Raw genomic sequence first — 23,276 nt, forward strand, 5'->3', positions numbered from 1 at the left:
CAAACCATCAGATGACATTACGGATATTTTTATTTCCGGCGACCAGCTTTTCCTGCTCACCCATAAAGATGCGCCCAATTATAAAATTACGCTCACCAGCCTTTCCAAACCTGATTTGAATAATGCAAAAGTAATTGTTCCTGAGAGTAAGGACGGAGTAATCATCAGCATCCACAACTCCAAAAATTACCTTTATTATTCACTCGGCAATGGGATTACCAGAGATAAATACCAGGTCAGCCTGAAGACACTGGCAGGGAAAAAAATTGATTTTCCGACCGGGGTGAACTCTTCACTATCCCTTAATCCCAAGGAGAACGACAATATCTACTGTAACAACGTGAATTGGCTGGCTCCCCTTACTGTCTATGAATATAACCCCGATCAGGGTGTCCCGGTAAAAAGCAGGTTCCTCAACTCAGAAACAAAGTATCCTGACTACAGTGCCAGATATGCTGTACAAGAGGTTGAAGTAAAAAGCCATGACGGCACTCTGGTTCCGCTCTCTGTTATTTATCCGAAAAATATGCCTATGGACGGCAGCAGCCCTGCTTATATCACAGGATACGGAGGGTACGGGTTTTCTTATGAACCTCGTTTTTCCGCCAGATTATCTGCACTGCTGGAACAAGGTGTTGTGATTGCGGTAGCCCATGTAAGAGGCGGCGGAGAAAAAGGTGAGGAATGGCATAAGGCAGGAATGAAGGCAACGAAGCCCAACACCTGGAAAGATTTTATTGCCTGCTCGGAATATCTCGTACAGCAGAAATATACATCGCCTTCCAGATTAATCGGTAACGGAGTAAGTATGGGTGGTGTACTGATCGGAAGGGCGATCACTGAAAGGCCCGACCTCTTTGCCGTTGCCATTGCTGAGGTAGGCATGACCAATACTTTACGATCTGAAACGACTGCCAACGGACCTAACCAAATCCCCGAAATCGGATCCATAAAAAATGAGGAAGATGCTAAAAACCTTATTGAAATGGACGCACAAAGTAAAGTGAAGAAAGGAGTATCCTATCCTGCCGTAATCATACGGGTAGGAATGAACGATTCCAGAGTGGTCCCGTGGATGCCCGGAAAGTTTGCTGCGGTATTGCAAAACAGCTCCTCTTCCGGAAAACCGGTTTTACTATATGCCAATTATGATAACGGCCACTTCACCAATGACCTGAATGTCGTTTTCAAAGAGTATGCAGATATATATGCTTTTGCTTTATGGCAGGCAGGACATCCTGATTTTCAGCCTGCAAATTGATAAAGTGCCCATTTATGAATGCATGAATTTTTAATGAAATATACCTGCCCTTTCAGGCCTTAATTCTGAAAGGGTTTTTATTTTTTAACAGAAAATTGTACATTTTGGAGAAATCTGATTCCTCAAAAGTTTGTACATTTAAATGATAAGTTTAGTATTATGACAGATGATTATCTGAATAAAATTCTGGCAGAATATAAAGAATGCTATGCCGCATATTCCGCTTTAGGTTCTAAAGTGGAACATACGGTAAGGAGATTATGCAAAAATATCCCTATCCATCAAATCACCAGCAGGGTTAAGACCAGGGCAAGCCTGGCCCAGAAAATCATCAAGAAAGATAAATACAGGAATCTGGATGATATCACCGATATTCTGGGGCTGAGAATCATCACGTATTTTGAAGATGACATTTCAAAAATTGAGGAAATTCTTAACCGGGAATTCACTGTTGACTGGAGCAATTCCGTTGATAAAGGGAACATAGAGATTGATAAGTTCGGATACAGAAGCATCCACTTTATTCTGCAAATCAGTGAACGTAAAGCACAGACGAAAGAATATGCAGACTATAAAAATATCCGGTTCGAGATTCAGATCAGGAGCATTCTTCAGCATTCGTGGGCAGAGATTGAACATGATCTGGGCTATAAATCTTTTGTTGATATTCCTCAAAAGGCCCAACGTACATTCTATCGGGTTGCCGCTTTGCTGGAACAGGCGGATATTGAATTTACCAAACTGAAAAAAGAGATCCATGAGTTTGAGAATTCGGTGAATAAGAACCTTAAGAATAAGCGGGAGCTGATTAACATTAATGAATCAACTATTATTGCGTTTGTAAAAAAGAACCCGCTGCTCCGGGAGATTGAAAGCGCCGTAAGAAAAGCACTGAAAACGCCCGGCAACTCTAAGTTTGATTCAGCCTATATCTCTGCCAATCATTTTCCGGCACAGCTGAAGGATCTTGGCATCCTGAACCTTATCCAGCTTGAGGAACAGCTTTTGCGCCACAAGGACGAAATCATCATCAGTGAAATCAGTTATTTAAGATCTGTCAATCAAAACCTTACGGACCGAAGCATTAAATTTGCCATCCCACAGGGAGCTCCCATACTCTGGCTGATCCATTACCTTCAAAGCAATGATAATCTGATATAATAACAAAAACTCCCGGAAATATTTCCCGGGAGTGATGTATTTTAAAGAAACCCTTTTTAAGGATAAGGAGCGATTTCCACTTCCAGCCCTTCCATAGCATCTGCTATATGAAGCTGACAGCCCAAACGGCTGTTGTCTTTCACATGGAAAGCCTCAGCCAGCATGGCATCTTCCTCATCACCCATAGGTTCCAGTCCCGGGTCGCTGATCACGTAAACCTGACAGGATGCACACATAGCCATCCCTCCGCATACGCCGATAGTACCCTCTTCAGCCAGTTCGTATGAACGGATGATTTCCATAAGGTTCATGGACATATCCGTAGGAGCAACTACATCATGTGTAACGCCTTCCCTATCGGTAATTTTTATATTGATATCACTCATTGATTACAGTATTGATTAATAACATCTCACCAGATGCTCATTTTAATCTATTTTTTTCACCACTGCCTTTTCAGCTTCTTTACGGGTTCCGTCGAATCCGTCCACACCACTTACAGTTGTATATTTCAGTACATATTTTTTACCCGGGTTCAGGCGGTTGTAAACGCTCTGGCACATGAGGGTAGCCTCATGGAATCCGCAAAGGATCAGTTTCAGTTTTCCCGGATAGGTATTGATGTCCCCGATAGCATATATACCGTCAATATTGGTCTGGTAATCCAATGCATTGTTTACGACAATAGCATTTTTTTCTATATTCAGTCCCCAGTTTCCGATCTCTCCCAATTTCGGAGTTAACCCGAACAAAGGGATGAAATAATCCGTATCAATATCATAGGCTTCTTCGCCATCCAGTTGTACGGTGATGGCTTCTACTTTGCCGGATCCTTTGATAGCTGTAACTTCAGCCGGGGTAATCAGCTTGATTTTACCCTGATTTTTAAGTTCCTGTACCTTTTCCACTGAATCAAGGGCTCCTCTGAACTCATTTCTTCTGTGAATAAGGGTTACTTCGCTGGCCACGTTGGAAAGGAAAATGCTCCAGTCCAGGGCAGAGTCTCCTCCACCGGCAATCACTACCTTTTTATTCCTGAAATGTTCAGGTTCTTTTACAAAGTACTCAAGTCCTTTTTCTTCATAATCTGCTATATTCTCCAATGCAGGCTTTCTCGGCTCAAAAGTACCCAGTCCTCCGGCAATAGCTACGGCTTTTGCACGGTGAACCGTACCTTTATTGGTTACTACTTCAAACCATTCGTCATCTATTTTATTGAGGGTAACGGCCGTTTCCCCCAGTGTAAAGCCAGGCTGGAACTGTCTGATCTGTTCCATTAAATTATCTACTAGATCCCCTGCATTGACTGACGGATACCCCGGAATATCGAAAATAGGTTTCTTAGGATAAAGTTCTGCCAGCTGACCTCCAGGTTGAGGAAGTGCATCGATGATATGGCATTTCATTTTCAGCAGGCCTGCTTCAAATACGGCAAAAAGGCCGGTTGGGCCGGCTCCTATGATCAATATATCGGTTGTTATCATAACAATAGGATAATTTAATTATACGTTAGCTGCAAATTTACTAATTTTAATGCGAAGCTGATTTAACTCAGTCTAAATAAATAAATGAGATTTGTCAAATAAAAGGGCTTACAGCAGCACCAGGATTTGGCAGTGTTTTTGTAAAATTCTAATTATGAAGAAATTATTAATATGCTTTGCATTATTTGCATGGTTTCTGGGATCTGGCCAGATAACCAATATTGCAGATGGCGAATCATTAACGTACAGAATCCATTATGGTATTCTGAATGCCGGAACGGCTAACCTCACCACCCAAAAAACCATGTACAGGGGTATACCTCATCTATATGTAAAAGGTACCGGACAAACCACAGGAGCCGTGAAAGCCTTTTTTAAAGTGGAAGATCTATATGAAAGCTTCATTAATACCAGCACGGAACTGCCGAGTTTTTACGTAAGGAATGTACGCGAGGGCGGTTATACGCAACACTTTGAAACGGCTTTCAACCACGACAACCAGACGCTGATCCTCACCGATAAAAAGAATCCCGCCAACGGCTCACGAGTCATTAAATCCGTAAAAGGCGTACAGGACATGCTTTCCTGCTTCTACTACCTCAGAAGTAAAACGCCTGCCCAGCTGAAAGTAGGAACCGTAATTAATATGAATGTATGGATTGATGACGAAATGTTTCCTTTCCAGTTAAAAGTGACAGGAACGGAAAACCTGAAGACCAAATTCGGTACGATCAACTGCCTGAAAATTATTCCTTCAGTTAAAAGCGGAAGGGTGTTTAAAGAGGAAGAAGGTGTAACCATGTGGGTATCCAATGATGCCAATCATGTTCCTATGCTGCTGAAAGCCGAGCTGGCTGTAGGGTCTCTCAAAGCAAGCATTGACGATTATAAAAATGTAAAATATCCGTTGAGGTTTTCGAACTGAAACAACGTTAGCTTATTATAATGATGCCTGTTCTAATGACAGGCATTTTTATTGGTTTCAATCGTAAACGACGTTTCATGTCATGACAGGCCTAAGTTTTAAATGAAATTTAAACATCTGCACACATCTTTCTTTTAGCATTCATGATAAATTCTATTGGATTAATCTGCTACAGATATCCTTTCCCAGGTGCCAAAAAACAAACCTCCGGGGAATCCCCGGAGGTTGAAGTCAAGATTACTCTTTTAATAGTTACTATTGTGATTTGTGACAACAAAGTTAAATTCGTTTTAAAAGTACCATTTACAGAGCTTTTCAGCTCTGTAAAGATACCTAAGGATTGGATTGATATTGGCTTTTTTTTCCGTGATAGATGTGTTTTTTTAGAAAAATCCCTACAGGGTTTTTACACCCTGTAAGAATACAATTGCACCACTTGTGTTTTTACCACCAAATTTCTACTACCTTTATGTTTAAATCAAAATTTCTCTTTCAAACATCATTGTCCTCTTCATCTATTCGTCTGCTCTTTTGATAATTCAAAGATAGGAACATATCAGGTGAAAAAACTACAAAAAGGCTTAGATACATATCGCTGAGGTTGTAGATATAATTCTACAGAACTACTCTTTTATTAAGTTTACTAAAGCTATCAGTGATGCCTGACCATTTCAATCAGTTCGACCAGATTGTCGATCTTCAGCTTATCAAATATTCTTTTCTTCATCGTGCTAACAGTATTTTGCTTGACATCGAGCAGATTTGCGATTTCCAGATTGCCATATCCTGAAGCATACATCTCGGCAATTTCTTTTTCCCTTTCGGTAAGGCATAACAGGGGATCGATCAGATCAGGATGGCGCAGCGAGTTCATCAGCAGCCTTTGTGTATCCTGAGAAATATATTCTCCGCAGGTAATCATTTTGAGGACTGCTTCTTTTACTTCTTCCTCTTCACTCATTTTGCTGAGGAAGCCGTCTGCTCCGGCATTGATGAATTTAAGCGACTGCCTATGCTCATCGGTACCTGTATAAATCAGAATTTTGATGTCCGGTCTTATCTTTTTCACTTCCGGTAATACAGGCAGAAAATTCCCGTCGGGGAAGCATACATCTATGACGGCAATATCAATAGGATGGTTCTTAACGGTTTCTGTGATTTGCTGCAATGTGGAAGCCTGGTGCACGTTAAAATCAGAGGCGATTTCTTCCAGTATAAATAGAATTCCCTGCCGGATAAGACTGTGATCGTCCGCAAGCAGAAAAGTAATGGGCTTATGATTTTGGTGATTCATGATGTAAGGTTAAGTGGATATAGAAAGACACGGTGGTTCCTTTATTACGTTCGCTGGTTACCGATATGCTGCCGGGGTATAATGCAATAAGCTGCTTACAGAGGCTCAGCCCAAGACCGGCTCCCAGGTTTTCCACCTCATCAGAAAGTATTCCCTGATAATAAGGCTCGAAAATCTTCTCAAGATCCGATTCTGAGATGCCGACTCCTGTATCACTGATTATGGTATGCATAGATATGGTTGCTTCATCTACAGGCTCTGTATATACCGTAACTTTAATCTCACCATTCTCCGTAAATTTATTGGCATTTCCGAGGATATTCATGTAGATCTGGTTGATTTTGGTATTATCTGAAAAAACAACAAGATCCGGAGCGATCCTCTCATCAATGATAAACCGGTTATTTCTGGTTTCAATATAAGGTTCTATGGAATTCAGGATGGAGGTAACCTCATTTTTAAGGTTAAAAACAACAGGGATCAACTTATTTTCCACCTGATGGTTTTTGGTATATTCCAGGATCTGGTTAGCCTGCATCAGCAGGGTATTATTGGTAAAACTCACGGATTTGAGATACTCCTTGATGCTGTCATCATTGGTTTTTTTGTGAATCCTGTTGATAAAAATCCCGATGATTTTCAGAGGCGACCTCAGTTCATGGCTCAGCATGCCCAGAATCCTGTTCTTAAAGTTCAGGTGTTCCTGAATCTGGTTATTTGCGGCATTCAGACGGTGTTCGTAAATAAAGGCAATCCTGGTAAGGTACATAATAAGTATGGAAACGATGAACATCAGCACCATTAATCCCAATACCAGATAATTCCTGATCCGGTTGCTGGAAGAATTCTGTCTTTCATATTCCTTCTGCAGCTCTGATTTAGAATTTTTAACAGCTTTATCATACATATTCATAAGGCCGCTGGCGCTAACAAAAAGATGGTCGAATACTTTAAAGAATTTCCCGTTATCCTGCCTGCTGGTATTTAGGTTAACCTGAATTTTCCTCACCTGTTCGGTATAATGGTTATTAACCAGATTCAGGATGCTGTCAAAATCCGCTTTTATATTGGCTGCATTCTGCATTTTACGCTGTTTTACCATCACGACGGTACTATCTTTCCGTACATTGACTTTTCCGGATATGGCATCTCCCAGACGCCCGAAAAACCCCTTCTTCTTAATGGTATCGGAATACGTTTTGGTTTGCACGTCAAATTTATCAAAATTATAATCCAGTTTATATTTCTGGATTTCGGGCAGCTTAGTCTGTAATTTTAACCCGGATCCCGCTGAATACTGATAGGCAGAATCGCTCAGCACTTTGAATTGGTGAACCTGCGCAGAATCTTTACGCTGCTTCGTCACAATATCTTTGATTTCCGGGAACTGATTGCCATACCGGTTGATGCGGTCTACATTGTTGCCGAGCCGGCTTACCGCACCGAAATAAGACTGCAGGTATTTTTCATCCTGGCTTACGAGATATTTCTGGAAATAATCCTGCGCGGTTAAAAGTTCTTTTTTGGAAGTATCTGTTAAATTCCCCAATGACTCAACAATCTTCAGCTGCTTTTCAATCAGGGCAAGGTTTTTCCTGTTGACCATTTCATTATAGAAAAATCCCGCAATGGTAAGTTGGATCAGCAAAATACAGAAGATCAGCGAATAATGCACTATTTTACGCCATCTGAAACTCAATGTTTTGGAATGATTATATCTTTGTTCCATAATTTGTGTAGTTTTTTTATCCGGACAACCCTGTCTACAATCCGGCTATCCATTCAATCCTTATTAATCATCACTTCCCAAAGTCCCGAAAAAGCCAGATAAAAACAGCAAATCGGATATCAACTGTTGCTGATATGAAGACTTATCATATAATTTTTAAATTTAAATAATTATTGGATAGTATTTCACAATATTCAGATAATAATTTTCTTTAGGCTATCAAAAAAAGCTCCACAGATCAGTAGGAAGGCCTTTAGCACGGGTTTACCATGAAAATTATTCTATGAAAATAAAAATCCCGTGATGGATTTCACAGGATTTTATATAGTGTCTAAATAAATTACAAAGTTTTAAACTGTTCCAGGGTTCGGATATCATTTTCAAAGAACATTCTGATATCGCTCATCTGGTACAGCAGCATGACAATCCTTTCAATTCCCATCCCGAAAGCATAACCGGAATACTTTTCAGCGTCTATATTCACATTCTTAAGAACGGCAGGATCCACCATTCCGCAGCCCATGATTTCCAGCCAGCCTGTTCCCTTGGTAATACGGTAGTCCGTTTCAGAATTCAGCCCCCAGTACACATCAATCTCGGCACTTGGCTCGGTAAAAGGGAAATAGGACGGCCTCATCCTGATCTTTGATTTTCCGAATAATTCGGTGGTAAAGAACTGGATAGTCTGCTTAAGATCGGCAAAGCTTACATTCTCATCTATGTATAAACCTTCGATCTGATGGAAAATACAGTGGGAACGCGATGATACGGCCTCATTTCTGAATACCCTTCCCGGAGATAAGATCCTGATTGGGGGCTGGTTCTGCTCCATATAACGGATCTGTACTGATGATGTATGTGTCCGCAGAAGGATATCAGGATTCTGCTCGATAAAGAAAGTATCCTGCATGTCTCTAGCCGGATGGTATTCAGGAAGGTTCAGGGCGGTAAAGTTATGCCAGTCGTCCTCAATCTCAGGGCCATCTGCTACAGCAAAGCCTATAGATTTGAAAATTTCGATGATCCTGTTTTTCACCAGGTTGATAGGATGCCTTGATCCCAGTTCTAACGGGAAAGCAGGCCTGGTAAGGTCTTCTTTCTCTGCAACTACGGAAGAAGCCGTAGCGTTTTTAAGGTCTTCAAGCTTTATTTTAACAGCATCTTTCAGGGAATTCAGTTTAAGCCCGAACTCTTTCTTCTGGTCATTCGGAACTTCCTTGAACTTTTCAAAAAAATCGTTCAGTATCCCCTTTTTACCATTATATTTAATCCGGAAGTTTTCAATTTCCTCTTTAGAAGCGGAATTAAAGCTGTTTACCTCAAGAAGCAGTTCTTCTATCTTTTCTATCATTATCTTGCCCTTTCAAAATGTTTTGCAAAAATACGTTTTTCCGTTGAATAAGTTTCCCAATCAACATAAAAAATCTGCCTCTTTTGCGGAGAGGCAGACTTCAATCACTTATTTATTTCACTTAAATAAAAAAATTATTTTTTTTCTAAAGCCTTAACATTGATCTGTAACGTCACCTCATTTTTAATCACTCCATTCTGTACAGGTGCCTGGAATTTTACCCCGAACTCTTCCCTGCTGATATCCTTAGGCTCCGTGGCAATGCTTACTTCCCCTCCCTGCTTTACGGATACATTGGCTTTGAACTGAACCGGCCTGGTAATGCCTTTAATCGTAAGGTTACCGTCTAAAAGCGTATTATAATCCCCTTCTGAAACAGAGGTTACTTTGGTAATTTCGTAAGAAGCGGTAGGGAATTTATCAACTTCAAAAAAGTCTCCGCTTTTCAGATGTGAATTAAGTTTCCCCATCTGCTCCTGGTCATCCTTGAGGTCTACGGAGGTAAGCGAATTCATATCGGCCACGAACTTTCCGCTTTCCAGCTTGCCATCCTTTACCGTAACGTCACCGCTTTCAAACCTGATCGTCCCGAAATGGCTGGTACTTTCAGACTTAAAAATCTTATATCCTTTCCATTCTACCCTGCTGTTCAGGGTATCCAGGGTATACTGGCTGCCATTTTTAGTGGTGGTTACTTCACTGCTTTCGCTGGTAACGGGTTTTTCTTTTTTACACGAAACTACTGCTGTAGCCGCAAAAAAAACAGGAATAACCCATGTAAGCAGTTTTTTTCTCATTTTTGTCATGATTTTATTATCCCTGCTAAGATAATAAAAAAAATAATTCTTTCCTAAAAACCTTACCTTTGCAGTATGTTACTAGAGATCAGCCACCTTAATTTTTCTTACTCTAAAGAGAGACCTCTTTTCCGGAACCTCAACCTGAAACTGGAAGAGGGAAAGATTGTTGCGCTTGCCGGGGAAAGCGGCTGCGGAAAGTCCACTTTATTAAATTTAATCTACGGGAAACTGGACTGGGAAAGCGGTGATATTATTTTTGACGGCCGGAAGCTCCTTGGCCCGAAAGGGAATCTGGTTCCCGGTGAAGCGGAAATGAAGCTGGTGGCCCAGAACTTTGACCTGATGCCTTATGCTACTGTAGCTGAAAATGTCGGCAAATTTATCTCTAACATCAATCTGGCCAGAAAAAAAGCCACCGTTAGCGAACTGCTTGAAGTGGTAGGTCTTGAAGACTATGCAGCAACTCTTCCGAAATACCTGAGTGGAGGACAGCAGCAAAGAGTAGCTATTGCAAGGGCACTTTCTGTGCTTCCCAAGCTCCTTATCCTGGATGAACCGTTCAGCAACCTTGATTTTCCCCGGAAGATTGAACTTCGTGAACGGCTGTTCAGATATGTGAAGCAGCATGGCATTTCATTGGTGATCTCCACGCATGAACTTCAGGATGTCATGCCTTGGCTGGACCGCATTATTATCCTTCAGGAAGGAAGGCTTATACAGAATGACCACCCTGAAGAGATCTACAGACACCCTTACAATCCCTATGTAGCAAGGCTCTTTGGTGAGGTCAATATATTTAGCGAACAGGAGAAAGAAACTTTAGGGATTCCTGAGTTTTTTTATTATCCCCATGAAATCGTTATCTCAAATGAAGGACAGGAAGCAGAAGTACTGGAAAGCAGGTTTGCCGGAAACCATTACCGCACTATTATAAGGATCAACGATAAAGAAATGATAGTGGAAACAGAAGGTAAAGTTCAGGAAAGCCATATATCAGTATCGTTCCAAAAATAAATGCAGCAGGCTTAAAAACTGCATGAGCAGGGAAATACAGAATATTTCTTCAGGTTTCCTGATTCAGCAGATAATTTTTTTGTACTGATGTTATTTCTTTTAAAAAAATATCTTACATTTGCTTCTCACAGCATAAGGAAATTTTTGGTTAATTCTCTTTCTGCCCCTGAAGACGAACATTAGCAGCACGCAATCTAGTCTTTTGAAAGATAACACTGTCCAATTCTTTCCTTTTTTTATGCTCAAAAATTAAAAAACCGCTGGCTTTGAGATTCTCAGGCAGCGGTTTTTTTATTGGATATCTTTATTCAGTTGAGACATTTTAACGGTATCTTTCATTCTGAAATATACGATGAGTGAAAAGAAAATACACAGAGTGATATACCAGTAAAAGTAGTGCTCTACTCCTGCCTTTTTGAACCATAAGGCAATATATTCCGCTGTGCCTCCAAAAACAGCAACGGTAAGTGCATAAGGCAAACCAACTCCCAATGCCCTAACCTCAGAAGGAAACAGTTCTGCTTTCACGACAGCATTGATAGAAGTATATCCACTGACGATAACCAATGAAATCATGATCCAGAGGAAAGACATTCCCATAGAAGTGGTATGACTGAGGGCTGTAAGCAGCGGAACCGTACAAACGGTGCCCAATATACCGAATGCCAGCAACAGAGGACGTCTTCCGATCTTATCAGAAAGTGCACCGAAAACCGGCTGTAAGCATGCAAACAGAAACAGGGATACAAAAGAAACAAGTGTGGATTCCTCCTTGCTTAAGTGGACCGTATTCACCAGGAATTTCTGCATGTAGGTCGTATAGGTATAGAACGCAAGTGTACCGCCCAGAGTTAATCCAACAACAGTCAGAAGTTCCTGAGGGTGCTTAAGAAGTTCCTTTACAGTGCCCTTTTTATCCTGGATCTGATCTTTTTTCTTTTCAAAAGCTTCCGTTTCATGAAGATTTGATCTTAAGTATAAGGCTACCACAGACAAAACAGCACCAATGACAAAAGGAATCCTCCAGCCCCAGGTTTCAAGCTGTGCCTCGCTGAGCAGAAGTTTCTGCAGGATCAGCTGGATTCCCAAGGCAATCAGCTGACCTCCGATGAGGGTCACATACTGGAAACTGGAATAGAATCCTCTCCGGTCTTCCGTAGCCATTTCACTGAGATAAGTCGCTGAGACACCATATTCTCCACCCACGCTCAATCCCTGCAACAACCGTGCAAGCAGCAGCAGCGCCGGCGCCAGAATACCTATCGTCTTATAAGCAGGTGTCAGGGCAATCAGCAGGGACCCGAAAGACATAAGCAATACGGAAAGCGTCATTGCCCTTTTCCGGCCTACTTTATCGGCAATGCTTCCGAACATCCATCCTCCCACAGGTCGCATCAGAAAACCGACAGCAAATATTCCTGCGGTGTTCAGGAGCTGGGCTGTCATATCGGAATCCGGAAAAAACGATTTTGAAAAATAGATGGCAAATGCCGCATAGGCATACCAGTCATACCATTCCACCAGATTCCCTATTGAGCCGCCTATAATAGCTTTTATCCTCTCGCCGGTTGTAATCTGTGGGCTGTTTTGAATACTCATCATTCTTGATACCTTATAATAAAGACGAAAATGTTCTTTATTATGCTTTCTTTACAAATTCAGATTTCAGGGCCATGGATCCGAATCCGTCGATCTTGCAGTCGATATTATGGTCGCTGTCCGGTCTCAATCTGATATTTTTAACTTTAGTACCTGCTTTTACAGGTTTCGGAGCACCTTTAACAGGCAAGTCCTTGATCACCACTACAGAGTCCCCATCCTGAAGCTCATTTCCGTTGGAATCGAATATTTTGCCGGCATCCGAAGCTTCAGAAGCAGCCTCTTCAGGATTCCACTCATAAAAACATTGGGAACATACCATCATAGTATCGCTTGGATAGGTAAATTCAGAGCCACATTTCGGGCAAAGTACAGGATTACTCATATTTTTCAGTTTTTGCAAAGATAAGGTTTTGAATCCAGGTTTTCCTGCTGTATAAAAGCCCGTTGCCTAAAATCACATCATCATTACGGTCTAAAATTCCCCCGGCAACCTTTCAGGACCTCAATACCAAAACTTTATACTGTCCGTGTTCAAATAAAAAACCGTATTTTTGCAGGACTTTAGCTTTTTACAGTCTAAAGCTCAATTTTAAAATGTCCCAAATGGAACTTATTCACAGAAACTTAGCAATCGGAATTCACGATGCTTTACAGGAAACTTTTTTCGAAAAAAATAAATATGCCGATAAAGTGATCGAAAGGCTGTTAAAAGCCAACAGGAAATGGGGAAGCCAGGACAGGGCTGTTGTTTCTGAAATTTTTTACAATATCATCCGCTGGAAAAAACGCCTGGAATACTATATGGGAGAAGGCGTAAAACCCAATAATATTTATAAACTGATCCTTGCTTACCTGTTGTGGAGCAAAACCAACTATAAAAAATTTGAGGAATTCGACGGTATAAAAATCGCCGATATCATTACCAAACTGAAAAAAGGAACCGTTCCTACCAAAGCCATTGAATACTCTATCCCGGAGTGGCTGGCAGAAACGTTGGAAAAGGAACTTGGCCCTAAATGGGAAAAAGAAATGCAGGCACTGAATGAACAGGCGCCTACGGTACTGAGAACGAATTCCCTGAAAACGTCCACTAAGGAACTCATCTCCGACCTTTCGGATGAAAATGTGGTTTCCTTTCCTATAAAAAACTTTCCTGACGCAGTACAGCTGGAAGAAAAGAAAAATGTATTCCTGACAACCGCCTTTAAAGACGGGCTGTTTGAAGTTCAGGATGCTTCTTCACAGAAAATTGGGTATTTCCTGGATGTACAGGAAGGACATCGTGTGGTAGACGCATGTGCCGGTGCCGGTGGAAAGACACTCCACCTTGCTGCTTTAATGAAAAACAAAGGCCAGATCATCGCGCTTGATATTTTTGAATGGAAACTGGCAGAGCTGAAGCGCCGTGCCAAGAGAGCCGGAGCACATAATATAGAAACGCGGCTGATCTCTGACAATAAAGTCATCAAGAGGCTCCACGAAAAAGCAGATAGGCTCCTGATCGATGCACCATGTTCCGGGCTGGGCGTTTTAAAAAGAAACCCTGACAGCAAATGGAAAATTGACCAGGAATTTATAGACCGTATAAAAGCAGAACAACAGCAGATTCTTCAGGACTATTCCAAAATCCTGAAAAAGGGAGGAAAAATGGTCTATGCTACCTGTTCTATCCTTCCATCTGAAAATAATGAGCAGGTGGAGGAATTCCTCAAAAACAATCCGGACTACAAAATGATTAAAGACGAAAAAGTAATGCCAAGTCAGGGATATGACGGGTTTTACATGGCTTTAATCGAGCGTATTGCTTAAATAAACCGCCTATAATATACAGCTACTCTGAACGGGTAGCTTTTAATTTGCCCGGTCATTCTAAAGAATTATTTTTAACTTTAATTTTTACGGTTCATTTGAAATCTATTTTTATGCTGACAAGATTCTTATTTTTCTTCCTTTTTACTGCCCTGTTCAGTACGAGCTATGCGCAGACATACGAAATACAGTACATCAGTTCTTACAACGGCAAGGTATCTCCCGGCCAGTCTCCTACATTAGTATGGGTCAGTGACAAGGAGAATCTCATACTCAGCAATACCATCCGGGAGCAGAAAAGCGAATACCCTTTCGAAATCACCAAAGTTGAAAAGCCTTCCAATACGGTAGTATCTTATGCTTTTTTAAAGCCCGGGGAAATCATTTCCGCTTCAGATACCGAATCTGTGGGGAAACAGACTTTTGAAATCACTTCAGAAACAAAAAAAATTCTGGGCTATACCTGTAAGAAGGCAGTCACCAAAATCAACTCCAATACCATAGAAGTGTGGTACACCAATGATCTGAAGATGAACGGCGGACCTTCAGTACTTGGGCAGAACCTCGGTCTGGTACTGGAAATCGAACGCAATAAAAACAGCCTGCTTACAGCCCAATCCATTAAAAAGGTTAAAAAGACATCTATGGAAAGCCTCATGAAAGGAACGGTAACACCAACCGATCAGTTGGGATACAGGGACCTGCTCTGGAAAAGCCGCTTTACCACTTTAAAAGTTTTTGACAATGAAACCATTAATTTCTCCGATGCTTCTCAATCGGATGCTCTGGTAAAAAGATTTGCTAATGGAACGGTTATCCTTAAAAAAATAAAGTTCCCGGCCATAAGTGAAGGCGAAAATATTTTTGTAGACCTCAAGCAGCAGTCGAACGGTGACGCCTATGACAGAACCGGAACTGTATTCTTCATTCCTCAGGATCGGCCTTTGTCTTTCCTGGACGGCCTTGAAAAAGGAGTAAAGACGCTTCCGGCATATGAAAACGGGAACGGAAAGCAATATTTCGGGGTTGTATCCGATGAAAAATATCTGGCTCCTGTAGAGATGATGCGATTTTTCACCGCTTTCGGCATACAGAAATTCAACCACATCCAGCTGAAAGGAAAAGACTGGCAGACGGTAAGCCCTTACCGTGAAGATATTACAGATCTTAAACCGGCTCTATCGGGAAAGGAATTATGGATCGGCACTTTCATCGGGAATTATGACAAAGGCGGCCATAAGGTAAGCCTGGAAATCACCATTCATAAAAGCGACCAGAATATCTACAAAAACAATACAGTAATTCCTCTTTTCAATACCCTGAACATTATGGAAATGGCAGGCCAGGAATATTCCACCATGTTTGACCAGGACAAAGGCCTGCTGGTAGAATTCAATTTAAAGAAAGACCTTAATAATGCACAGCTGAAATACGTAACCACCGGACATGGCGGATGGGAAAACGGAGATGAGTTCATCCCGAAGACCAACACCATACTCCTTGACGGTAAAATGGTATTTTCCTTTATTCCGTGGAGAACCGACTGTGGTTCATACCGCCTGTATAACCCGGCTTCAGGAAATTTTCCGGACGGGCTATCGTCTTCAGACCTCAGCAGATCCAACTGGTGTCCCGGAACAGTAACTAATCCAGACTTTATTTCACTGGGAAACCTTAAAGCAGGAAAGCATGTTATACAGATAAAAATTCCTCAGGGACCTCGTGAAGGAAACAGTTTCAGCTCATGGAACGTATCAGGAGCATTGCTCGGAAATGAATAAAAAAAACCTTCTCGTAATAGAATTACAAGAAGGTAAAAACACAAATGATGAAAAAAAATTATTTCGAGTCACAAAATAACGATTAAAATTCTTATAAAAAATTACCATTTAGCAACGTTTTTTTAATTTTTATTTCGTATGAACCATAAGCAGTTCGATTGTAAAGAAAAAAATCAATTTGTACGCCCCATTTTAATTCAAAAAATTAAATAAATTCTACAAAATAAATTTTTTAATTAAAATTTTAAACTTTATGAAAAATTATATTGTTATTTTTAAATTGTAATTCTAATTTTGATTTATAAATAACAATAAAATGTGTGGAATTGTATGCCTGTTTGATGCCAAACAGAAAACTGAAATATTGAGACCTCAGGTACTGGAAATGTCTAAAAAGATCCGGCACAGAGGTCCGGACTGGAGCGGAGTCTTCCAGGATGATAAAGTAGTTTTTTCCCATGAACGCCTGGCTATTGTGGATCCTACATCAGGAAAACAGCCGCTGTTCAGCAAAGATGGCCGTATTGTTTTGGCCGTTAATGGTGAAATCTACAATCACCGGGAACTGAAAGAAGAATTTCCCGAATATGAATTCCAAACCCAGTCGGATTGCGAGGTCATTCTGGCCTTATATGAAAAATACGGAAAAAACTTCCTTGAAAAACTGAACGGGATCTTTGCTTTTTCCCTGTATGATATGGATAAAGGCGCGTATTTGATCGCACGCGACCATATGGGCATCTGCCCCCTCTATCACGGATGGGACAGAAGCGGAAATTATTATGTAGCCTCTGAACTGAAAGCCCTGGAAGGCATCTGCAAAACCATTGAAACCTTTTTACCGGGACATTTAGTATACAGTGCAGACGGGAGTGCCCTTCAACAATGGTACAAAAGGGACTGGGAATCCTTCGACAAGGTTAAAGACAACGAGACAGATATAGATTTGCTGAGAAAAGGCTTGGAAGAAGCTGTTCACCGCCAGCTGATGAGCGATGTACCATACGGAGTCCTTCTTTCAGGCGGCCTTGATTCTTCCGTGATCTCTGCAGTTACGGCAAAATTTGCCCGCCAGAGAATAGAAAGCGGCGATACCCAGGAAGCCTGGTACCCGAGACTGCATAGTTTTGCCGTAGGCCTCGTGGGTTCTCCTGATCTTGAGGCCGCCAGGAAAGCGGCAGACCATATCGGATCAGTACATCATGAAGTGAATTTCACCGTTCAGGAAGGACTGGATGCTATACGGGATGTCATTTACCACCTGGAAACGTATGATGTAACCACGGTAAGGGCTTCTACACCGATGTACCTTCTGGCCCGCGTCATTAAATCCATGGGAATCAAAATGGTTCTTTCCGGTGAGGGTTCAGACGAACTCTTCGGAGGTTACCTGTATTTCCACAAAGCACCCAATGCCAAGGAATTCCATGATGAAACGGTAAGAAAACTTGGAAAACTGCATTTGTATGACTGCCTCAGAGCCAATAAAGCGCTCATGAGCTGGGGAATTGAAGGCAGGGTGCCGTTTTTGGATAAAGAATTTATGGATATTGCCATGAACATTAATCCTAAAGACAAGATGATCAGCACTGCTGAGGGTAAAATTGAAAAATGGGTTTTAAGGAACGCCTTTGAAGACATCCTTCCGGAATCCATCGTATGGAGACAGAAAGAACAGTTTTCGGACGGTGTAGGTTATTCCTGGATCGACAGCCTAAAGGAAGTCGCAGAAAAGGAAGTCACCGATGAAATGATGGCCAATGCACGCTTCAGGTTCCCGCTGAATACGCCTCAAAACAAGGAAGAGTACAGATACAGAACAATCTTCGAAGAGCATTTCCCAAGTGAAACCGCTGCAGCCACCGTACCTTCCGTACCTTCGGTTGCCTGCTCCACTCCTATCGCCCTGGAATGGGATGAGGCTTTCAAAAAAATGAATGACCCAAGCGGAAGAGCCGTGAATATCCATCAGACTTCTTATTAATGCCATCCTGTGTAAAAGACGTTAATGCTATATATTTAAACCCTGCATCTGCCGGCTTTTATCGAGATATAAACATTTAATTTATTAATCCTGTAGTCATACAGGATTTTCTTTTGCATTAACGTTAATAATATTGTCAGAATTTAACCGTTAATAAAAAATAATATCTAATAAATAATTATATTTGGAAAACGAAAATATCAATTATAAAAAATGAGAAGAAACATTACCGTCTTGTTTGCTTTATTATCAATGAGCTTTGCTTTTGCACAGGGAAAATACGGCAGATACCTTAACTCAAAAAAGCTTGCTTTAACCTATAAAAGTGTGAAGGATAATGACAAAGAGGATTATTACCAGCAGTACTACTGGCTCGTTAAAGCTGAACAGCTGAAAACATATCCGCATTTAAAAGATATAAAACCGGTAGTTCTTTACGAATTCGTAAAAAAAGTAAACCCACAGAATCCTACTAAAAAACTGGATGCAAGAGGAAAAGAACTCAGAGAAACGGCAGAACTTTCCCTGAACCAGTATTTCAAAAATAAAAATTTCGAGAACAACAGTGTGCTGATGCACAATCTGGAAACCTATGTAGATCCTTCCCAGGGAGAATATTTTACTAAAGTAGATCCCGAAAGAATCAAGGAGCTGGTTCCCAAAGAACTGTTTGCCTTCAATTCACTCAACAGAAAAACACAGGAAGAAAAAACCTACTACCTGTGGATCGATAAGAAAAAGGATGATTTCAATATTGTAGACATTATCCCAGAAGAGAAAGAAAACAAAGCTTTCTACGCGAGGCTGAAACAATACCTTCCGAATTACAAGTTCTCAAAATACGTACCTACTGTAAAAAAAGGGAATAAAACGGATAAAACTGATGCAGACTATTACTACATCATGCCGTTTGAACAGAATACAGACAACATTGAGTACAAAACGAAAGACTTTAAAACTTTTTTCCTTAGCCAGTACAGAAAAGCCGGCGAAGAATGGAAAGGAGTTGAAAAGCCAAGAAAATAAATTGAGGTCCTGCGGAAATTCCGCAGGATTTTTTTTAACGTATTTTAATATGTTTCAGATCAAGTATGGTATCATTCTTGAAGCGTTATGAGCAATCAATCTGTAACCAGATTTCCAAGCCGGTTAACAATGTCAGAGGTAATACAACAACCCAATTCCGTAAAAAAAATTCTTCCCCTTATTCTGGCCACTGCCATATTCATGCAGATGCTGGATTCTACTATCCTCAATACATCCCTGCCTTCTATTGCCAAGGATTTACATGAGTCACCGCTCAATATGCAGAATGCCATCATCAGTTATGTACTGACGCTGGCTGTATTCATGCCTGCCAGCGGATTCCTAGCAGACCGCTTCGGAACGAGGAAAGTGTTTATCGTATCATTGGTACTGTTCAGTCTGGGCTCATTATTCTGTGCCCTTTCCCAGAATCTTACCCACCTGGTAATTTCCCGTGTCCTTCAGGGTGTGGGAGGCAGCCTTATGACACCTGTAGGTAAGCTGGCCCTTATTAAAACTTTTGATAAAAATGAATTGCTGAAAGCCATGAATTTTGCCATTATCCCTGCACTGATCGGTCCTGTTCTGGGTCCTTTGGTAGGCGGTTATATGGTAGATTACCTTTCATGGCACTGGATATTCCTGATCAACATTCCTATCGGTGCCATCGGAATGATCCTCGGGGCGAAATACATGCCGGATTACAGATCAAAAGATGTTGATTTTGACCTGAAAGGCTTCCTTATCTTTGCTGCGGCTTCCCTCCTGCTTTCGGTTTCACTGGAACTTTTCGGGGACATCCAGAATATTACTCCGGTCCTGTTGATCTTTATTCTTGGATTCCTGTTCCTTTACTACTATTATAAACATGCTAAAAAGGATGAAAGCCCTATTTTCCCACTGAACCTATTTCAGGTACGTACGTTTCGTGTAGGCGTAGTAGGAAATCTCGCCACAAGGTTGGGAATCAGTTCCGTGCCGTTACTCTTACCGCTGATGATACAGATTGCTTACGGGCAGTCTGCTGTAACTTCAGGGTGGATTGTTGCCCCGATGGCATTAACGGCTATTTTCGGAAAATCTTCTGTCATTAAAATCCTTCAAAAATATGGGTACCGGCAAACCTTGATGGTTAATACATTCATTATTGGGACTCTGATATGCCTGCTTGCCATTCCGAACATCCACAGTTCACTGTACTGGTTTATACCGATTATTGCTGTTTTAGGATTTTTCAATTCCATTCAGTTTACTTCTATGAACACCATTTCCATTGCTGACCTGAGAAATTTCCAGACCAGCAGCGGGAACTCACTCCTTTCAGTCAACCAGCAGCTCGCCATTGGATTCGGGATTGCATTCGGGTTGATTGTCCTGAAGATCTTCCAGAGTTCAGACCTCATTGGCGGAGAGATCCACAATGCATTCCGGTATACTTTTCTTACGATAGGTATCCTGACGATCTTATCCGGACTTGTATTCAGGAGGCTTCATATCTCAGACGGTAAAAACATGCAATCAAAATAAAAAGCTGCCGTTTTCTTTTTTCATTCCCGAAATTCCGTTCAGAAATTTCATGACTTACCATTTAAGCAGAAAATCCTACTTAACACACATCAATGTATAGGATGATATTCCGTTATATATTTGCTGTATAACAGACATCAAAACAATTGTTAACCGGAATTGTAACAGTTGTTACAGTATTGGTGACAAACCCGGACGAATTGACTGATGCTGGAAAAATATTCACTCTTTAAATAATCATAGGGTATGGATTTACTAAATTCACTTCCGGATGATTCATTTCAAAAAGAATGATTAAATTAACAGAACCAAGAAAAATATAAATTATTATGTCAAATATCGGACTTATCATTGAAGAAAAAGCGGCAGATATAGGAAACTTTCTGGTTGGAAGACTTCTTCCTTTCCGCGAAAAGAGAGCTGTAGGACCTTTTGTGTTTATTGACCATATGGGCCCTGCTGAACTGAAAGACTACCAGAACCTGGATGTCCCGCCCCATCCGCATATCGGACTATCAACGCTGACGTACCTTTTGGAAGGGTCTATTTTTCACCGGGACAGCATCGGCAATGCCATTGAAATCCAGCCTGGGGCAGTCAACTGGATGACCGCAGGAAAAGGGGTTGTGCATTCTGAAAGGACCCCTGAGTATTTAAGAGAAACCGATAAGAAACTCCACGGGTTCCAGATTTGGGTAGGACTGCCGAAGCACCTTGAACAAAGTGAGCCTACTTTTCATCATACCGAAGCTGAGGACCTGCCGGAATGGGAAGAAAACGGGGTGCATTATAAACTGATCGCGGGTGAAGCTTTCGGAAAAAAATCTCCGGTTCCCGTACACAGTAAATTATTCTTTATCGAAATTAAAACCAAGGATGCGCAAAACATCAGTATCGGAAAAGACCTTTACGGTGAAGCTGCCATGTATGTCCTTGACGGGACGGTAGATATTGAAGGCAACCATTATGGTTCAAGACAGCTTCTCATTGCTAAAGACACAAAATTATGCGAGTTCGGGATGAGCGAAAATGCAACAGTGTACTTATTCGGCGGAGAGCCTTTTGAGGAAGAACGTTTTATATTCTGGAATTTTGTGAATTCAGACAAAGAACGCCTTGAAGAAGCTAAAGTGAACTGGCACGACCAGAACCACGATGCTTTCCCTTTGGTACCCGGCGACGAAGAGGAATATGTACCGCTCCCGAAATCTATTTTAAACAGAAAGTAATTTACGCTTTACTACATGAAAATACTGGCCTTTGCAGGAAGTACGTCTTCCACTTCCATTAACCGAGAACTGGTAAAATTCGTACTAAAGGATTTCCGGGATGAAGAAACAGATCTTATAGACCTGAATGATTTTGCCATGCCTGTTTTTTCCGTGGACCTCGAAAAGAAAGGATTTCCGGATGAAGCCCACCTTTTCCTCAGTGCAATAGGAGCATGTGATGCAATCATCTGTTCCCTGGCAGAGCATAACCGATCTTACAGTGCTGCCTTCAAAAATATTTTCGACTGGGCTTCAAGAATCAATGTAAAAGTTTTCCAGAACAAACCAATGCTGCTGATGAGTACGTCTCCGGGCGGCTACGGCGGAGGGAATGTGATGAATACTGCCAAAACGTTTTTTCCTCAATTCGGGGCAGACATCAGACAGACGTTTTCATTACCGAAATTCTACGAAAATTTTGATGCAGAAAACGGAATTATCAATCCGGACCTGCTGAAAGAACTCAAAGATAAGACAGAAGCATTTAGAAAAGAAATTCACCAGCCATCATAAGGCCTATTTATCCTGAACAATTATGAATGTAACCGTAACGGCAAGCCTTGGAACAACACAATATTATACGGAAGTAACTGCCGGTGACAATAAGTTCATCACCGATGAACCTGTAGATAAGGGCGGGCAGAACAAAGGACCAAACCCCTTTGAAATCCTGGCCGCATCTCTGGCCAGCTGTACCGCCGCTACCCTGAGAATGTACCTTGACAGGAAAGGCTGGCAGGCGGAAAAAATTAATGTCACCGTAGATCTTGAACATTTTCCTCTCACCAAAAGAACGATCTTCAAGCGCGGGATCAGTTTTGATGGCTCGGAACTTGATACAGATCAGGTGAAAAGGCTGCGGACCATTGCCGAGGCCTGTCCCGTTCATAAGATCCTGACAAATGATATCGAAATATTAACTCAATTCTCATAATATGATTGAAATACAACACAACAACGACGAAAAACGAGGAAGCTTTGCAGCCTATGTAGATGGTGAGCAGGCCGGACTTATGACCTATACCTGGGCAGGAGATACACGCTTTATTATTGACCATACCGAAGTGGAGAAAGCCTATAACGGAAAAGGAGTAGGAAAAGAAATGCTGTATGCAGCCGTAAGCTATGCCCGCGAAAACGGAAAAAAAATCATTCCGCTCTGTCCTTTTGCCAAAGCCAACTTCCAGAAACATGAAGAACTCCAGGATGTCATGGCCAGCCAGGCCTGATCCGGCAGCTCTATACTATATTAACCTT

Annotated in this window: 21 protein-coding genes; 13 read left to right on the top strand and 8 right to left on the bottom strand. The window is 41.4% G+C overall.

Going from position 1 to position 23,276, the window contains the following annotated elements; translation table 11 throughout:
• Nucleotides 1-31 precede the first annotated feature (31 nt).
• Together QE404_RS11835 and QE404_RS11840 are read left to right on the top strand one after the other, a co-directional pair.
• A complete protein-coding gene (locus QE404_RS11835) occupies nt 32-1,261 on the top strand; it encodes a prolyl oligopeptidase family serine peptidase (protein WP_307453395.1) in 1,230 nt (409 codons plus the stop codon).
• Between the two features lie 159 nt (nt 1,262-1,420).
• Nucleotides 1,421-2,422: a GTP pyrophosphokinase gene (locus QE404_RS11840; RefSeq protein ID WP_307450693.1), complete on the top strand. Its 1,002-nt coding sequence runs from the start codon at nt 1,421-1,423 to the stop codon at nt 2,420-2,422.
• 56 nt (nt 2,423-2,478) lie between these two features.
• Here the strand turns inward: QE404_RS11840 and QE404_RS11845 are convergent, their stop codons facing one another.
• Both QE404_RS11845 and QE404_RS11850 read right to left on the bottom strand, forming a co-directional pair.
• Entirely contained in the window at nt 2,479-2,808 is a 330-nt protein-coding gene (locus QE404_RS11845; RefSeq protein ID WP_100075341.1) for a 2Fe-2S iron-sulfur cluster-binding protein, read from the bottom strand.
• Nucleotides 2,809-2,850: 42 nt separating this feature from the next.
• Nucleotides 2,851-3,906, bottom strand: coding sequence for an NAD(P)/FAD-dependent oxidoreductase (locus QE404_RS11850; protein ID WP_307450695.1), 1,056 nt, complete (start codon nt 3,904-3,906; stop codon nt 2,851-2,853).
• 154 nt (nt 3,907-4,060) lie between these two features.
• On the opposite strand from QE404_RS11850, the gene QE404_RS11855 reads away from it, so the two are divergent.
• A complete protein-coding gene (locus QE404_RS11855) occupies nt 4,061-4,831 on the top strand; it encodes a DUF3108 domain-containing protein (protein ID WP_307450697.1) in 771 nt (256 codons plus the stop codon).
• A 652-nt stretch (nt 4,832-5,483) separates the two neighbouring features.
• Here QE404_RS11855 and QE404_RS11860 read toward each other — a convergent pair.
• The 4 genes from QE404_RS11860 to QE404_RS11875 all read right to left on the bottom strand — a co-directional run bounded on the left by QE404_RS11860 (nt 5,484) and on the right by QE404_RS11875 (nt 10,002).
• Nucleotides 5,484-6,125, bottom strand: a complete 642-nt coding sequence (locus tag QE404_RS11860) for a response regulator (RefSeq protein ID WP_307450699.1) — start codon at nt 6,123-6,125, stop codon at nt 5,484-5,486.
• Complete coding sequence (locus tag QE404_RS11865) at nt 6,106-7,854, bottom strand: sensor histidine kinase (RefSeq protein ID WP_307450701.1); 1,749 nt, start codon at nt 7,852-7,854, stop codon at nt 6,106-6,108. Before QE404_RS11865 ends, QE404_RS11860 begins: the two co-directional genes overlap by 20 nt.
• A 340-nt stretch (nt 7,855-8,194) precedes the next feature.
• Nucleotides 8,195-9,205: a phenylalanine--tRNA ligase subunit alpha gene (gene pheS / locus QE404_RS11870; protein WP_307450703.1), complete on the bottom strand. Its 1,011-nt coding sequence runs from the start codon at nt 9,203-9,205 to the stop codon at nt 8,195-8,197.
• Nucleotides 9,206-9,339: 134 nt separating this feature from the next.
• Nucleotides 9,340-10,002 carry a YceI family protein gene (locus QE404_RS11875; protein WP_307450705.1) on the bottom strand — a complete coding sequence of 221 codons (663 nt, stop codon included), beginning with the start codon at nt 10,000-10,002 and terminating at the stop codon, nt 9,340-9,342.
• 75 nt (nt 10,003-10,077) lie between these two features.
• Here QE404_RS11875 and QE404_RS11880 point away from each other — a divergent pair, with 75 nt between their 5' ends.
• Nucleotides 10,078-11,019 (top strand): ABC transporter ATP-binding protein, encoded by a 942-nt coding sequence (locus QE404_RS11880; protein ID WP_307450707.1) that lies wholly within the window; start codon nt 10,078-10,080, stop codon nt 11,017-11,019.
• A 291-nt stretch (nt 11,020-11,310) separates the two neighbouring features.
• Here the strand turns inward: QE404_RS11880 and QE404_RS11885 are convergent, their stop codons facing one another.
• Together QE404_RS11885 and QE404_RS11890 are read right to left on the bottom strand one after the other, a co-directional pair.
• Nucleotides 11,311-12,621 (bottom strand): MFS transporter, encoded by a 1,311-nt coding sequence (locus QE404_RS11885; protein ID WP_307450709.1) that lies wholly within the window; start codon nt 12,619-12,621, stop codon nt 11,311-11,313.
• Between the two features lie 37 nt (nt 12,622-12,658).
• A complete protein-coding gene (locus QE404_RS11890) occupies nt 12,659-13,003 on the bottom strand; it encodes a zinc ribbon domain-containing protein YjdM (RefSeq protein WP_307450710.1) in 345 nt (114 codons plus the stop codon).
• A 221-nt stretch (nt 13,004-13,224) separates the two neighbouring features.
• Here QE404_RS11890 and QE404_RS11895 point away from each other — a divergent pair, with 221 nt between their 5' ends.
• The 9 genes from QE404_RS11895 to QE404_RS11935 all read left to right on the top strand — a co-directional run bounded on the left by QE404_RS11895 (nt 13,225) and on the right by QE404_RS11935 (nt 23,248).
• Nucleotides 13,225-14,430: an RsmB/NOP family class I SAM-dependent RNA methyltransferase gene (locus QE404_RS11895; protein WP_307450713.1), complete on the top strand. Its 1,206-nt coding sequence runs from the start codon at nt 13,225-13,227 to the stop codon at nt 14,428-14,430.
• 113 nt (nt 14,431-14,543) lie between these two features.
• On the top strand, nt 14,544-16,211 hold the full coding sequence (locus tag QE404_RS11900; protein WP_307450715.1) for a GLPGLI family protein: 1,668 nt from the start codon (nt 14,544-14,546) through the stop codon (nt 16,209-16,211).
• Between the two features lie 316 nt (nt 16,212-16,527).
• The gene (gene asnB, locus QE404_RS11905; protein ID WP_307450716.1) at nt 16,528-18,195 is read left to right on the top strand and encodes an asparagine synthase B; all 1,668 of its coding nucleotides are present in this window, start codon (nt 16,528-16,530) and stop codon (nt 18,193-18,195) included.
• 213 nt (nt 18,196-18,408) lie between these two features.
• A complete protein-coding gene (locus tag QE404_RS11910; RefSeq protein ID WP_307450718.1) occupies nt 18,409-19,221 on the top strand; it encodes a hypothetical protein in 813 nt (270 codons plus the stop codon).
• Between the two features lie 129 nt (nt 19,222-19,350).
• Nucleotides 19,351-20,748 carry an MFS transporter gene (locus QE404_RS11915; protein WP_307450719.1) on the top strand — a complete coding sequence of 466 codons (1,398 nt, stop codon included), beginning with the start codon at nt 19,351-19,353 and terminating at the stop codon, nt 20,746-20,748.
• Nucleotides 20,749-21,077: 329 nt separating this feature from the next.
• A complete protein-coding gene (locus QE404_RS11920; RefSeq protein WP_307450721.1) occupies nt 21,078-21,977 on the top strand; it encodes a pirin family protein in 900 nt (299 codons plus the stop codon).
• 15 nt (nt 21,978-21,992) lie between these two features.
• Nucleotides 21,993-22,532 (top strand): NADPH-dependent FMN reductase, encoded by a 540-nt coding sequence (locus tag QE404_RS11925; RefSeq protein WP_307450723.1) that lies wholly within the window; start codon nt 21,993-21,995, stop codon nt 22,530-22,532.
• A gap of 22 nt (nt 22,533-22,554) precedes the next feature.
• Entirely contained in the window at nt 22,555-22,953 is a 399-nt protein-coding gene (locus QE404_RS11930; RefSeq protein WP_307450724.1) for an OsmC family protein, read from the top strand.
• 1 nt (nt 22,954) lies between these two features.
• A complete protein-coding gene (locus tag QE404_RS11935; RefSeq protein WP_307450726.1) occupies nt 22,955-23,248 on the top strand; it encodes a GNAT family N-acetyltransferase in 294 nt (97 codons plus the stop codon).
• Nucleotides 23,249-23,276: the final 28 nt, after the last annotated feature.

This window comes from Chryseobacterium camelliae, from assembly GCF_030818575.1.
Lineage (GTDB): Bacteria > Bacteroidota > Bacteroidia > Flavobacteriales > Weeksellaceae > Chryseobacterium > Chryseobacterium camelliae_A.